This is a genomic window from Allobosea thiooxidans (genome assembly GCF_900168195.1).
Lineage (GTDB): Bacteria > Pseudomonadota > Alphaproteobacteria > Rhizobiales > Beijerinckiaceae > Allobosea > Allobosea thiooxidans.
This window is the reverse complement of record NZ_FUYX01000004.1, coordinates 173,026-186,437: the sequence shown is the minus strand read 5'-3', so window position 1 is coordinate 186,437 and position 13,412 is coordinate 173,026. Positions and strand designations below refer to the sequence as shown.

The window sequence follows — 13,412 nt, the reverse complement described above, 5'->3', positions numbered from 1 at the left end:
AAGAAAAAGGCTCGCCGACCCGGCGAGCCTTCCATGGATGAGCTGAGTTTTCGTCAGCAGGCGTAGCGCACGCGCCGGCCCCATTCATCGCGACCATAGCAGGTCTGGGGCGTCGCAGCCGCGCCGATCATGGCGCCACCCGCACCGCCGATTGCAGCCCCCGCGAGCGCGCCACCGGCCCGGCCCGTAGCTGCGCCGCCGATGATGGCGCCTGCGCCTGCACCGATGAGAGCACCAGTACCTGCATTCTGTTCACGCGGGGTACAGGCGCCGATAGCGGCCGCGAGACCCACGATGACCATGAACTTTTTCATGCCGACTGTTCTCCTCTTCACAAAACGGCGATGTGGCTCGCAACCGAAACCCGCCTTTCCGGCAAAGGTTCCCGAATCGAGCTCCGGCTCCATTCACAGGATGAAACGGTCGAAAATTTGATGCCGGAAGATTGCACAGAAAGACGCTGAAAACGCTGGAACCTTTGGCTCTCGCGGGACGTTGAGGAAGCGAGTTTCCGGCGCGGCAACGCTGCGCCCGGCAAGATGGAGGAATCGATAATGGCGATGACCACCACCACCACGGCTAATCCGCTGATCGCCGGCGCCCGCGTCGCCGGCACGGATGTCTACAACACGGCGGGCGATCATCTCGGCGAGATCTACGACGTGATGCTCGACAAGCAGACCGGGAAGGTCGCCTACGCCATCATGTCCTTCGGCGGATTCCTCGGCCTCGGCGAGAAGTACCATCCGATCCCCTGGAGCGTGCTGGATTATGACCCGCAGCGCGGCGGCTACGTCGTGCCTCTCACCAAGGAAAAGCTCGAGGCGGCGCCGATGTACGACAGCGAAGGCGAGCCCGACTGGGAGGACAAGGCTTACGGCAAGCGTGTCCACGACTACTACGGCACGATGCCCTACTGGATGATGTAGCGGCTGCCAGGCGCAGGTCGCGGCGGTTGCTATCCCCCCAGCCGAACCGCCGTGGCGGCGGGATGCGGGCCGAAAGGCCCGCATCTTCTTTTTGTGGGGCCCGTTGCGAGTGGTGCGGCTACCACCGCGCTTTTTTCGGTCGAAGCGGGAACCGGAGGCTCGCTCCGCGCGTCTGCCCTGTGGGGGATTTCGACACAGATGAGCCGCGGGACCTTGTCACCGCCCGGCCGTCCCTCACGCCAGGAGAGAGCGCGATGCGCATCCGTTACGGCTATCGGATCGAGCTGGTTTGCGCCCACGAGATGCCGTTGGTGACGCTGCTGGACGTCCATCCGTCACGCCGACACGACCTGACCATGCCGGACGAGATGCGGGTGAGCGCGCTCGCCGATCCTGCCCGCCCCGTCGCGGTGACGCAGCATCTCGATGCCTTCGGCAATATCCGCCGGCGCATGGTGGCGCCGCCCGGTGGCGTCCGCCTGGAATCGGAAGGGATCGTCCATGATTCCGGCGAGCCGGACGTCGTCGATCCGGCGGCGCGCGAGGTGGCCCCGTCGCGCCTGCCCGATGATGCCCTGGTCTATCTCCTCGGCAGCCGCTACTGCGAAACCGATACGCTCTTCGACCTGGCATGGTCGCTGTTCGGCGGGGTCGAGCCCGGCTGGCCGCGCGTCCAGGCGATCGTGGATTTCGTCCATAACCATCTGCGCTTCGGCTATCACTTCGCCCGCGGCACGCGCACGGCGGCGGAGGCGTTCGAGGAGCGGGTCGGCGTCTGCCGCGATTTTGCCCATCTCGCCATCGCGCTCTGCCGCTGCATGAACATCCCGGCCCGCTACTGCAATGGTTATCTCGGCGATATCGGCGTGCCGCCCGACCCGGCGCCCATGGACTTCAACGCCTGGTTCGAGGTCTTCCTCGGACGCCGCTGGTACACGTTCGACGCCCGCCACAACGAGCGGCGCATCGGCCGGATCGTCATCGCCCGTGGCCGCGACGCCACCGATGTCGCGATGATCAGTTCCTTCGGCAGCCACGAGTTGCGGCGCTTCGAGGTGGTCACCGAGGAAATCGGCGAGGTGCCGATGCCGCTGACGCCGGTGGCACCCGAGCAGTCCGATGCTCGCCCGGCTGCGGCATAGGCGAACCCTTGCGCCGCCCCCTCCGGCGCCTATCTACACCAACGCCATGCGTCACACCGTCGTCATCAATGCTCGTGCCGGGACGGTTCTCGAGGCTGGGGCCGATGCTTTCGCCGCCCGACTCGGCGCAGCTTTCGCCGCTCATGGCTGCCGTGCCGACATCCGGCTGGTGCCGCCGCGCGAGATCGACGACGCGCTCTCGCTGGCTATCGAAGACCGTGAGACGACACCTGTCCTTGCTGGCGGCGACGGCACCATCAACGGTGCCCTGCCGGTCCTGATCCAGGCGGACCGGCCGATCGGCGTGCTGCCGATGGGAACCGTCAACGTACTGGGGCGGGATCTCGGCCTCGCCGGCCCGCTGGAGCAGCAGGTCGGGGCGCTGTGTCATGGCGAGCCGGTGGCCATGGATGTCGGCCGCGTCAACGACCGGCTGTTCCATTCGCTTTCCGGCATGGGCTTCTTCAGCCTGATGGCGCGCGAGCGTGAATACGCCCGGCGCCGCTTCCCTTTCAGCCGGGCCGCCGCCTTCGGCATCGCGGCGGCACGTTCGATCCTGTTCACCCGCCCGATCACCGTAGACGTCACTGTCGGCGGCGAGCATCGGGTCGTCGAGGCGGATGCGGTTCTCGTCACCGTCAATCGCTTCGAAGGGGCGGACTGGCGGCGCGCGCAGCTCGACGGTGGCCTCTTCGAGGTGCATCTGCTGAATGCCGGCGGCCTCTATTCGCGCGGCAAGGCGGCGCTGTCGGTCGTTTCCGGGCGCTGGCGCACCGCGAAGAGCCTGGTCTCCCTCACAGGCGATGCGGTGACGCTCAGCCGGCGTGACAAGCACCGTGGCCACATCACCTTCGACGGCGAAGTCGAGCGCAAGGTCGGTCCGCTGAGCTATGGCTTGCTGCCGCGGGCCTTGCGTGTGATCGCCGCGCGGCGCGGCTGAGCTTTGACGGGAGCGAGCGCAGCCCTATGAGCTTGGATCCCAGCCTTCGGAGACCGACACTCTTGCTTCAGCCACGCCTTCTGGTTCCCACTGCCGCCGGGCTGGTCTTCCTCGGCCTCGTCGGGCTGATCATGTCGGGGCACAGCTTTGCCTTCGATACACGGCTGATGCTGCTGTTCCGGGATGCGGCGGACCCGTCCGTCCCGCTGGGGCCCGCCTGGTTCCAGGAAGCGGTGCGGGACATGACGGCGTTCGGCAGCTTCGTCGGCCTCGCCTTCATGGCGTTGACGGCGGTGCTCGCGCTCTGGCTGTGCGGCTACCGCCGCCTGGCGGCCGGGCTGGTCGTCAGCCTCCTCGCCGCCCTGGTCGTGAGCAACGGGCTGAAGATGGTGATCGGGCGCGAGCGCCCGGACATCGTGGCCCATACGGCGCTGACCTTCACCGCGAGCTTCCCGAGCGGCCACGCCTTTCTCTCAGCCACGACGCTCTTCACCATCGCCGGCTTCGTCGGTCTGGCCTCGCGCCGGCGGGACATCGCCCGTTTCTGCATCCTCATGGCGGCGATCATTGTCGGTCTGGTCGGGCTCAGCCGCATCTATCTCGGCGTCCATTGGCCGACGGATGTGATCGGCGGCTGGTGCCTCGGCATCGTCTGGGCCAGCGTCGCGACCGCCTGGCTCGGCCGCAGCATGGCGCGCTCCGACCCGGCCTGATGCGTAAGGATCGGCGCTTCAGCGCATGTCGATGGTGGCATTGACGCCGAGATCGGGCGTGCGGCCGAGGATCTTGGCGGTCGCCAGCTTGAAGGCGACCAGCACGCTGCTCGACGGTCCGTCCCAGATCTCGGCGGTGACCGGCGTCAGGGCGAGGATGGTGGCGTCGGGATCGTCGGGCCCGTTCGGGAACCAGGCGTTCGCCATCGGCGTCCAGATCTCGCGCAGCTTGTCCCGGCTCGGAACCTCCGACGCCGAGCAGGAAACCGCGGCGTAGAAATTCCGGGCTTCATGGCTGATCGCGATCGAGACCGAGGGCGAGCGCAGGGCCGCCCCGATGATGCCGGTATGCCGATGCGAGACGAAGAGAAGGCGATGATGGTCCCGGTCGATCTGGCCGGACATCGGCCTTGTCTTGATGTCGCCATTGGCAAGGAGCGAGACCATGTAGACCGGATGCGCGGCCAGCGCCGTCCAGATCCGCTCCTGCAACTCGATCTCGGCCATCGTTCGCTCCAGCTGGCGCGACCATCCCATGGCTCGCGCCAGATGAAAACGCCGACGGCGCGCCAACGTTCCGTCCTCACGGAACTTTGAGAAGGCGAGTGACGTTGGCTGAGGGCCGTGTTTCCGGCGACTCTCTCAGGGATGCTCCATGCTCGCTTCGCGCAATCTTCTGGTCGTTCTCATCGTCGTGCTCGTCGCTGCACTCGCTGTGACCGGCTATTCGCTCTACCAGGAAAAGAAGCAGCCGGACGGCGTGGAGATTTCCGTCGGCAAGAACGGCCTGTCGATCAAGGAGAAGTAGTCTCCGTCGGCGCATGGCTGGCAATGCGGCCAGCGGGTGGCCGGCAGGCGACGGGGCAATGGCCTTCCCGGCCCAAAGGCGCTAACACCCGGGCAAGACCTGTTTCGAGGGAGAATGAGATGAACGCGCCTTTCAAGAACCTGATCGCCGGCGAATGGGCCGGTGCGGCCAATGCCTCGCGCAACATCAATCCCTCGAACACCAATGATGTCGTCGGCGAATACGCCCAGGGGACGGTCGAGGACCTCAACAACGCGGTCGCTGCCGCCAAGGCTGCCTTTCCGGCCTGGAGCCGCTCCACCCCGCAGGAGCGCTACGAGGTCCTGAAGAAGGCTTCGGACGAGATCCTGTCTCGCAAGGACGAACTCGGCCGCCTGCTTTCGCGGGAGGAGGGCAAGACCCTCGCCGAGGGCATCGGCGAGGCGACCCGCGCCGGCCAGATCTTCGCCTTCTTCGCCGGCGAATGCCTGCGGCTCGGCGGCGAGATGGTCCCGTCCGTGCGTCCCGGCGTCGGTGTCGAGATCACGCGTGAGCCGGTCGGCATCGTCGGCATGATCACGCCCTGGAATTTCCCGATCGCGATCCCGGCCTGGAAGATCGCCCCGGCGCTCGCCTGGGGCAACTGCGTCGTCATCAAGCCGGCTGACCTCGTGCCGGGCTCGGCCTGGGCTCTGGTCGACATCATCCAGCGCGCCGGTCTGCCGAAGGGCGTGCTCAACCTCGTCATGGGTCGCGGCTCGGTCGTCGGCCAGGCGCTGCTGGAGCACAAGGACGTCCACGCCATCTCCTTCACCGGCTCGGTCCCGACCGGCCGCAAGGTCGCGGCCGCCTGCATCGCCTCGAACCCGATGAAGAAGGTCCAGCTCGAGATGGGCGGCAAGAACCCGCTCGTGGTGCTCGACGACGCCGACCTGAAGGTCGCCGTCGAGGTCGCCGTCAACGGCGCCTTCTTCTCGACCGGCCAGCGCTGCACGGCGTCTTCGCGCCTGATCGTCCAGGCCGGTATCCATGACCGCTTCGTCGAGGCCTGCATCGAGCGGCTGAAGACCGTCGTCGTCGACGATGCGCTGAAGAGCGGCACCCATATCGGCCCGGTCGTCGACCAGAGCCAGCTCGACCAGGATCTGAAATACATCCAGATCGCCAAGGACGAGGGCGGCAAGCTGGTCTTCGGCGGCGAACTGCTGAAGCGCGAGACGCCCGGCTTCTATCTCCAGCCGGCGCTCTTCACCGAGACCACCAACGCCATGCGCATCTCGCGCGAGGAGGTCTTCGGCCCGGTCGCCAACATCGTCCGCGTCAAGGACTATGACGAGGCGCTCGCCATCGCCAACGACACCGAATTCGGCCTCTCCTCCGGCATCTGCACGACCTCGCTGAAGCATGCGACGCATTTCAAGCGCAACAGCGAGGCCGGCATGGTGATGGTCAACCTGCCGACGGCCGGCGTCGACTATCACGTGCCGTTCGGCGGCCGGAAGGGCTCGAGCTACGGCCCGCGCGAGCAGGGCGCCTACGCCAAGGAGTTCTACTCCACGGTGAAGACGGCCTACACGCTGGCCTGATCGCCGGAACAGGGTGCTGTCGCGGCGGTTGATCGGGGAAACCCTTCCCCCACCGGAGCCGCGACATGCACCATCTCGATCCGAAGACGCGCAACGCCGCCGATCTCGCGCTCGACTGCTACAAGCACTGCCATGGCATGGCGACGACGCATTGCCTCGCCGTTGGAGGTGCCCATGTCGAACGCGGGCACCTCACCCTGATGCTGGCCTGCGCCGAGATCTGCCGCACCACAGCCCATCTGCTGCTGATGGATTCCGTCCATGGCCGGCACATGGCCGCCGAATGCGCCGAAATCTGCGAGGCCTGCGCCAGGGACTGCGCAAGGCTCGGCGACATGGAGTCCTGCGTCGCCGCCTGCCGCGCCTGTGCGAACGCCTGCCGGGCCCTGGCGGGCTGAGCCTAGCGGCCGCAGCCATTGCATGAGAAGAAGGCCTCTTCAGCCCACAGGAACGACGTCCACCGCGACGCCGACCTTCTGTGAGCCGGGGCCGATCACCACCCCGTCGAGCGGGGCGACATCGGCATAGTCGCGGCCGACGGCGGTGACGATATGGTCGTCGGCAACGATCAGGTCGTTGGTGGGATCGAGGCCGATCCAGCCGGTTTCCGGGCCGCACCAGAGCATGACCCAGGCATGGCTCGCATCCGCGCCTTCCAGGCGCTTCTCGCCGGGGGGCGGGATGGTGCGGATATAGCCGCTGACATAGGCCGCCGGCAGCCCGAGGCCGCGCAGCCCCGCGATCATGATATGCGCGAAATCCTGGCAGACGCCGTGGCGCTGGGCGAAGGCCTCGGCGAGCGGGGTCGTCACCTCCGTCGCCTCGGGATCGTAGCTGAAGTCGCGCCGGATCCGTGCCATCAGCTCGCAGGCGGCTTCGAGGACCGGCCGCGCGCCGCCGAAGCTCTCGCGCGCATAGGCGACCACGGCCGCGACGGGTGGGACGAGCCGGCTCGGATAGAGATGATGGGCCGGGGAATCCGGCGCGAGGCTGTTCGACTCCTGCGCAAGCCTCGCGACTTCCTCCCAGCCGCGAGTCAGGCCGGGATGCGGCGGCGCCGGACGATCAACCACGATCCGCGCGCGCATCTCCAGCTTCAGCTCCCGATGCGGCTTGGCGATGGTGATGCTCGTCATGCGGTTGCCGAAGAAGCAGACGCTGTCGCTGCGTTCGGCCGGCCGCGGCGTGATCGTGAGATCGGCTTTCTCGACCCGCTGGCCGCTGCCATCGCGCGGCAGCAGGCGCAGGATGCAGCGGGAGAACGGTACCGGCCGGCCATAGCCATAGGTGGTGACGTGGCGCAGCTCGTAGATCACGCGATGCTCGTCATCCGCGAGCCTTCGGGGCCGCTGTTCTGCAGGAAGTAGCGATCGGCGATCGCCCCGGAGAGGCCCATCAGCAGCTGCTCGAACAGCAGGACGCTGGTGCGGTCGAGCCGCTCCGCCTCGGTCGTCCGGCAGTCGGCCGCCAGGCGCAGCACGAGCCGGCGCGGCGCTTCCAGCATGCCGTCGTCGGCGAGCGTCGGCAGGTCCGCGATTTCGGCATCCAGCCGCTCGACCTGGAAGGCGACGGAGCGTGGGTTGTAGGGATCGAGCATCACCAGGTCGAGCACGGGCAGGAGGCTGGCGCCGAGCAGGTAGCGCGAGCGATAGGTGATCTGCGAATCGGTCAGGTCGAGCAGGGCGTCGAGGCTGTCGCCGGAGGCGTGGCTGTCGGCGAATTGCCGCGCGAAGCGGCAGGTCGCGATGCCGCGTTCGAGGCGCCGGCCGATGTCGAGGAAGCGCCAGCCAGGCCCGCGCACCATGTTCTCCTGCGACAAGCCGGAGAAGGCGGCGAGCGATTTCAGGGCGCGGTCGGCGATCTCGTAGGTTTCGCCCTCGCTCGGCTTGCGGCCGTCTTCCGGGACGAGCTGGCGCTGGAGATCGCCGAACAGGCGCCAGGCATCGATCGAGAGGCGTTCGCGGATCACCGAGGCGGTGCGCCTAGCCTCCCGGATCGAGGCGGCGGCCGAGCCGTAGTCGTCGAGGCTGTGGAGCGCGGCGCGGGCCTGAGCGACCGGATCCTTCCGGGCCGGGCCGCCGCCGGCAGCGCCCCAGGCGACCAGCATGCCTGCGAGCTGCTTGACGGTTTCGCTGCGCCCCGGAGCCGGGTCGGCATCCATCAGCCGGCCGAGCAGCGCCCGCACTAGCCGCAGCGTCGCTTCACTGCGTTCCAGATAGCGCCCGAGCCAGAACAGATTGTCGGCGGCGCGGCTCGGCAGCGTGCCGCTGACCCGGCGGATGCCGATCCGGTCCGGCGTCGGCAGCAGGCTCACCTGTGCGACAGGCTCCTCCGAGGTGATCCAGACATCGGTGGAGCGGACGCCGTTGCGCAGGCTGACGGCGCGCGCATCGGGCTCGTCCGAGATGCGGCAGAAACCGCCGGGCATCACCTTCCAGCCCTCGGGCGTGGAAGCTGCGAAGACGCGCAGGGTCATCGGGTGTGGTTCGAGCCGCCCGTTCTGGAAGACCGGCATGGTCGAGAGCCGCACCACCTCCTGCCCGACATAGTCCATGCCACGCGCCACGATGCGCTGGCGCAGCCTGTCCCGCTCCGTCTCCGACAGCTCGCCCGGCAGCACGGGCGCGTCGTCGGGGCCGCCATTGCCGCGGAAGGCCGGTGCAACGCTCATTTCGCCCAGCCGGTCGAGGACCGTCTCGCGCTCCTGCGGCTGGCCGCACCACCAGGTGGCGATATTGGGCAGGATCAACTCCTCGCCGGTCAGCTGCCTGGCGATCGCCGGCATGAAGCCCATGAGGGCGCGGGCCTCGACCACGCCCGAGCCCAGCCCGTTGGCGACATGGACCTGGCCCTGCCGCACCGCCTCGACCAGGCCCGCCACCCCCAGCGCCGAGGCCGCGTTGAGCTCGAGCGGATCGGCGAAATCGCCGTCGATGCGGCGCCAGATGACGTCGGCCCGCTTCAGCCCGGCGATGGTGCGGACATGGATGCGCCCCTCGCGCATCACGAGGTCGCCGCCCTCGACCAGGAGGAAGCCGAGATAGCGCGCCAAATAGGCCTGCTCGAAATAACTCTCGTTCAGCGGGCCGGGCGTGAGCAGGCAGATGCGCGGTTCGACCCGCTTCGAACGGGCGACGAGCCCGGCACGGAAGCCCTGGAAGAAGGAAGCCAGCCGCTCGATGTTCATGCTCCGGAACATGTCCGGGAAGGCGCGCGCCAGCGCCAGCCGGTTCTCCAGAGCGTAGCCGGTGCCGGAGGGGGCCTGCGTGCGATCCTGCAGCACCCACCAGCGCCCGTCCGGGCCGCGGCCGAGATCGGCGGCGTAGAGCTGGAGGGAGCCGCCGCCCGGCGCGCCGTGGAGCGGGCGCAGATAATCGGGGCTGCCGGTGATCGCCGCAGCCGGCAGCAGACCTTTCGCGATCAGTGCTCCCGGCCCGTAGATGTCGTCGAGCAGCGTCGAGAGCAGCTCGGCTCGCTGCGTGACGCCGGCGGCGATCACCTGCCATTCCGCCTCGGGAATGACGAGAGGCACGTGCGAAAGCGGCCAGGCGCGCTCGCCGAAGCCGGGATCGCGCGCATCGACATCGCCATGGACGCGATAGGACACGCCGGTGTCGCGCACATGCCGGTCGGCCAGACCGAAGCGCTGCGAGAGCTCGGCAGGCGACAGGGCGCACCATTCCGACAGGAACGGTTCCCAATGCGGGCGGACCTCGCCCTGGCCATCGATGAACTCGTCGAAGGCGCCGGGCAGCGGCCGGTAGCCGGCGAGCAGCGCGGCGCGTCGGTCTGCCCTGCTGCGTCCCGTGCGGGTGCGGCCCTGAACTGCCATCCGTCCTGTCAGACCCTCGCTGGGCGCCTCAGATCCAGCGTCAGCGGAAACTCGGCGCTGCGCTCTTCCGGCGGAATCGCCAGAGGGCCGGGACTATGACCGATCGCCTCGAAGCGCGCGAGCCGCCTTGCCTCGGCCTCGTATGAATTGACCGGCGGTGTCTCGTAATTGCGACCGCCGGGATGGGCGACATGGTAGACGCAGCCTCCAAGCGACCGTCCGACCCAGCTGTCGACGATGTCGAAGGTCAGCGGCGCATGGACCGGCACGGTCGGGTGCAGGCCCGAGGCCGGCTGCCACGCCTTGAAGCGGACGGCGGCGAGGGCTTCGCCGGAGGTGCCGGTTCCTGTCATCGGCAATTGCCGGCCGTTGCAGGTGATCAGGTGGCGCCCCGGCACGAAGCCGGTCGCCTTGACCTGCAGCCGCTCGACCGAGGAATCGACATAGCGCACCGTGCCGCCGAGCGAGCCTTCCTCGCCCAGCACGTGCCAGGGCTCCAGCGCCTGCCGGATCTCGATCTCGACGCCGCCATGCGAGACCTTGCCGAAGAAGGGGAAGCGGAACGCGGCCTGCGCTTCGAACCAGGCGGGGTCGAAAGCGTAGCCGGCGCGCCCGAGATCGGCGAGCACCTCGCGGAAGTCTCGCCAGATCATCTCGGGCAGCATGAAGCGGTCGTGCAGCGCCGTGCCCCAGCGCACCGGCCTGCCATGCTGCGGCTCGCGCCAGAACCAGGCGACCAGCGCGCGCAGCAGCAATTGCTGGGCGAGCGACATGCGCGCATCCGGCGGCATCTCGAAGCCGCGGAACTCGATCAGCCCGAGGCGCCCGGTCGGTCCCTCCGGCGCATAGAGCTTGTCGATGCAGATCTCGGTGCGGTGCGTGTTGCCGGAGACGTCGACGAGCAGGTTGCGGAACAGGCGGTCGACCAGCCAGGGCGGGATCGGCGCCTCGCCCGGCTTCGGCACCTGCGCGAGAGCGATCTCGAGCTCGTAGAGCCCGTCTTGCCGGGCCTCGTCGATGCGTGGCGCCTGGCTGGTCGGGCCAATGAACAGGCCCGAGAACAGGTAGGACAGGGAAGGGTGCCGGTTCCAGTAGAGCACGATGCTCTTGAGCAGGTCCGGCCGGCGCAGCAGGGGCGAGTCGGCCGGGGTGACGCCGCCGAGCACGACATGGTTGCCGCCCCCGGTGCCGGTGTGGCGCCCGTCGACCATGAATTTCTCGGCGCAGAGCCGCGCCAGCCGCGCCTCCTCGTAGACGCCCTGCGTGATCGCCACCGCCTCGCGCCAGCTCCGCGCTGGATGGATGTTGACCTCGATCACGCCCGGATCGGGCGTCACCTTGATCACGTCGAGGCGCGGATCGAAGGGCGGCGCGTAGCCTTCGACATGGACCGGCCGGCCCATCTGCTCGGCCACGGCCTCGACCGAGGCGACGAGGTCGAGATAATCCTCCAGCCGTTCGACCGGCGGCAGGAAGACGCAGAGCACGTTGTCGCGGATCTCGAGGCTGAGAGCGGTGCGGACATGCTCGCCGCCGATCTCCTGCTCCTGCCGGTCCTGGGCCGGAACGGCCTGGCCCGGCCCCGCGCCGAGCGCCATCTGCGGCGCGGCGGGCCGCCCATCCGAGGTTGCCGCCGCGGCGGCGGGCGCAGGCGGCTCCCGGGTGGGCGGGGAGGGACCGGCGGTTCCAGCCCGCGGCAGCGGCGGGCGCGGCTCCAGCGGGTCCTGCGGGTGGACATGCGGATACTCCGCCTCCGGTACCACCGGCAGCGAATTCAGCGGCAGCCTGTAGCCGACGGGCGAGTCCCCCGGCACGAGGAAGAGCTTGCCGCGGCGCAGGCGCCATTTCTCGGAGCGCCAGCGCAGGTCGTTCGCTGCCGCCTGCCAGCGCTGCACCGGGATGACGAAGCCGCGCGGCTTCCCGAGCCCGAGCGCGAAGACGCGTGCCATCCGCGCGCGCTCCTCCGGATCGGAGAGGCGGGAATCGAGCGGGTCGACATTCGCGGGCAGCTGCGCCTCCTTGAGCAGCCAGTGGCCGGTGTCCTCATAGGCGGGCAATACGTCGTCGGCGCCGAGGCCGAGCTTCTCGGAGAGGCCGCGGGCGAGCGCCTCGGCGTCCTCGATCGCGACCGCGGCCTCGCCGGTGCGGTCGTCCGGCGGCGGTGCGCCCGGTTCGCGCGCGATGAGATCGGCGTTGCGCCAGATCGGCTCGCCGTCCCGCCGCCAGTAGAGCGCGAAGGCCCAGCGCGGCAGGCTTTCGCCCGGATACCATTTGCCCTGGCCGTAATGCAGCAGCCCGCCCGGCGCGAAGCGCCGGCGCAGGCGCCGGATCAGCTCGTCGGCGCGCTGGCGCTTTGTCGGGCCGACGGCGGCGATGTTCCATTCCGCACCGGTTTGGTCGTCGATCGAGACGAAGGTCGGCTCGCCGCCCATGGTGAGGCGGACGTCCTGCGCCGCGAGATCGGCCTCGACCACCTCGCCGAGCTTGTCGAGCTCCGTCCAGGATTCCGCCGGGAAGGGCAGGGTGACCCGCGACACCTCGTGCAGCCGCGTCACGCTCATCTGGAAGTCGAAGCTGGTTTCCGCGTAGCTCGCGACGCCGCTGACCGGCGCTGCGGCGCGGTAATGCGCCGTCGCCGCGAGGGGCAGGTGGCCCTCGCCGGTGAGTAGCCCGGATGTCGGATCGAGTCCGATCCAGCCGGCGCCGGGGATGTAGACCTCGGCCCAGGCATGCAGGTCGGTGAAGTCCTTCTCCGTCCCGCGCGGCCCCTCGAGCGGGTCGATGTCGGCCTTCATCTGGATCAGGTAGCCGGAGACGAAGCGCGCGGCGAGGCCGAGATGACGCAGGGCCTGAACCAGGAGCCAGCTGGTGTCGCGGCAGGAGCCGGAGCGGGCCTGGAGCGTGTGTTCCGGCTCCTGCACGCCCGGCTCCAGCCGGATGCCATAGGCGATCATCCGCTGCAGCCGCGCATTGAGGTCGACGATGAAGCCCACCGTGCCCTGCGGCTCCCGCGGCAGTTCGGCGAGGAAGGCTTCGAGCAGCGGGCCTGCCGGTTCCACCGCCAGGCAGGGCGCGAGCTCTTCGCGCAGCTCCGGCGCATAGGCGAAGGGAAAGGTTTCGGCCTCCGTCGCGACGAAGAAGTCGAACGGGTTGATGACCGACAGCTCGGTGACGAGATCGACCTCGATGCGGAACTCGCGGACCGGCTCGGGAAAGACGAAGCGCGCCAGCCAGTTGCCGGTCGGGTCCTGCTGCCAGTTCACGAAATGCTGCGCGGGCGTGACCTTCAGCGCGTAGCTTTCGATCCTGGCCCGGCAGTGCGGCGCCGGCCGCAGCCGCACGGTCTGGGGGCCGAGCGTGACCGGCCGGTCGTAGCGGTAATGCGTGACGTGGTTCAGCGCGGCGATGATGGCCAAGCCCCGCCCCCTTGATCCCGCGGCGGAAACCGCCGTCGGCTCAGGTTAGCGGTGCTGCGGGCCGGCG

Annotated in this window: 12 protein-coding genes; 7 read left to right on the top strand and 5 right to left on the bottom strand. The window is 68.8% G+C overall.

Translation table 11 applies throughout. The annotated features are described in order from the left end of the window. Positions 1–53: 53 nt before the first annotated feature. Positions 54–314, bottom strand: coding sequence for a YMGG-like glycine zipper-containing protein (locus B5Y19_RS09100; RefSeq protein ID WP_055728666.1), 261 nt, complete (start codon positions 312–314; stop codon positions 54–56). Positions 315–560: 246 nt separating this feature from the next. Between B5Y19_RS09100 and B5Y19_RS09095 the strand changes: the two genes are divergently transcribed. The 4 genes from B5Y19_RS09095 (at position 561) to B5Y19_RS09080 (ending at position 3,724) form a co-directional block, all read left to right on the top strand. After that, on the top strand, positions 561–929 hold the full coding sequence (locus B5Y19_RS09095) for a PRC-barrel domain-containing protein (protein WP_055728829.1): 369 nt from the start codon (positions 561–563) through the stop codon (positions 927–929). Between the two features lie 254 nt (positions 930–1,183). Then, the gene (locus B5Y19_RS09090; RefSeq protein ID WP_079591369.1) at positions 1,184–2,071 is read left to right on the top strand and encodes a transglutaminase-like domain-containing protein; all 888 of its coding nucleotides are present in this window, start codon (positions 1,184–1,186) and stop codon (positions 2,069–2,071) included. Between the two features lie 46 nt (positions 2,072–2,117). Next, on the top strand, positions 2,118–3,011 hold the full coding sequence (locus tag B5Y19_RS09085; protein ID WP_055728664.1) for a diacylglycerol/lipid kinase family protein: 894 nt from the start codon (positions 2,118–2,120) through the stop codon (positions 3,009–3,011). A 62-nt stretch (positions 3,012–3,073) separates the two neighbouring features. Next, positions 3,074–3,724, top strand: a complete 651-nt coding sequence (locus tag B5Y19_RS09080; RefSeq protein ID WP_055728663.1) for a phosphatase PAP2 family protein — start codon at positions 3,074–3,076, stop codon at positions 3,722–3,724. 18 nt (positions 3,725–3,742) lie between these two features. Here the strand turns inward: B5Y19_RS09080 and B5Y19_RS09075 are convergent, their stop codons facing one another. Then, the gene (locus B5Y19_RS09075; protein WP_055728662.1) at positions 3,743–4,231 is read right to left on the bottom strand and encodes a pyridoxamine 5'-phosphate oxidase family protein; all 489 of its coding nucleotides are present in this window, start codon (positions 4,229–4,231) and stop codon (positions 3,743–3,745) included. Between the two features lie 148 nt (positions 4,232–4,379). Between B5Y19_RS09075 and B5Y19_RS26080 the strand changes: the two genes are divergently transcribed. From B5Y19_RS26080 to B5Y19_RS09065, 3 genes are all read left to right on the top strand, one after another. After that, entirely contained in the window at positions 4,380–4,532 is a 153-nt protein-coding gene (locus B5Y19_RS26080) for a hypothetical protein (protein WP_176168595.1), read from the top strand. Between the two features lie 119 nt (positions 4,533–4,651). Further along, positions 4,652–6,097, top strand: coding sequence for an aldehyde dehydrogenase family protein (locus tag B5Y19_RS09070; RefSeq protein WP_055728661.1), 1,446 nt, complete (start codon positions 4,652–4,654; stop codon positions 6,095–6,097). Between the two features lie 65 nt (positions 6,098–6,162). After that, positions 6,163–6,495 (top strand): four-helix bundle copper-binding protein, encoded by a 333-nt coding sequence (locus B5Y19_RS09065; protein WP_055728660.1) that lies wholly within the window; start codon positions 6,163–6,165, stop codon positions 6,493–6,495. 39 nt (positions 6,496–6,534) lie between these two features. Here B5Y19_RS09065 and B5Y19_RS09060 read toward each other — a convergent pair whose 3' ends face one another. The 3 genes from B5Y19_RS09060 to B5Y19_RS09050 are packed head-to-tail and all read right to left on the bottom strand — an operon-like array spanning position 6,535 to position 13,345. Continuing rightward, positions 6,535–7,413 carry a transglutaminase family protein gene (locus B5Y19_RS09060; protein ID WP_055728659.1) on the bottom strand — a complete coding sequence of 293 codons (879 nt, stop codon included), beginning with the start codon at positions 7,411–7,413 and terminating at the stop codon, positions 6,535–6,537. Further along, a complete protein-coding gene (locus tag B5Y19_RS09055; protein WP_055728658.1) occupies positions 7,410–9,929 on the bottom strand; it encodes a circularly permuted type 2 ATP-grasp protein in 2,520 nt (839 codons plus the stop codon). Before B5Y19_RS09055 ends, B5Y19_RS09060 begins: the two co-directional genes overlap by 4 nt. Positions 9,930–9,937: 8 nt before the next feature. Beyond that, a complete protein-coding gene (locus B5Y19_RS09050; RefSeq protein ID WP_079591365.1) occupies positions 9,938–13,345 on the bottom strand; it encodes a transglutaminase family protein in 3,408 nt (1,135 codons plus the stop codon). Positions 13,346–13,412 lie beyond the last annotated feature (67 nt).

What these genes read in the sequence shown, in the direction of transcription:
- B5Y19_RS09100 (WP_055728666.1), bottom strand. Translation starts at nt 314, where the DNA reads ATGAAAAAGTTCATGGTCATCGTGGGTCTCGCGGCCGCTATCGGCGCC.
- B5Y19_RS09065 (WP_055728660.1), top strand. Translation starts at nt 6,163, where the DNA reads ATGCACCATCTCGATCCGAAGACGCGCAACGCCGCCGATCTCGCGCTC.
- B5Y19_RS09095 (WP_055728829.1), top strand. Translation starts at nt 561, where the DNA reads ATGACCACCACCACCACGGCTAATCCGCTGATCGCCGGCGCCCGCGTC.
- B5Y19_RS09070 (WP_055728661.1), top strand. Translation starts at nt 4,652, where the DNA reads ATGAACGCGCCTTTCAAGAACCTGATCGCCGGCGAATGGGCCGGTGCG.
- B5Y19_RS26080 (WP_176168595.1), top strand. Translation starts at nt 4,380, where the DNA reads ATGCTCGCTTCGCGCAATCTTCTGGTCGTTCTCATCGTCGTGCTCGTC.
- B5Y19_RS09055 (WP_055728658.1), bottom strand. Translation starts at nt 9,929, where the DNA reads ATGGCAGTTCAGGGCCGCACCCGCACGGGACGCAGCAGGGCAGACCGA.
- B5Y19_RS09075 (WP_055728662.1), bottom strand. Translation starts at nt 4,231, where the DNA reads ATGGCCGAGATCGAGTTGCAGGAGCGGATCTGGACGGCGCTGGCCGCG.
- B5Y19_RS09085 (WP_055728664.1), top strand. Translation starts at nt 2,118, where the DNA reads ATGCGTCACACCGTCGTCATCAATGCTCGTGCCGGGACGGTTCTCGAG.
- B5Y19_RS09090 (WP_079591369.1), top strand. Translation starts at nt 1,184, where the DNA reads ATGCGCATCCGTTACGGCTATCGGATCGAGCTGGTTTGCGCCCACGAG.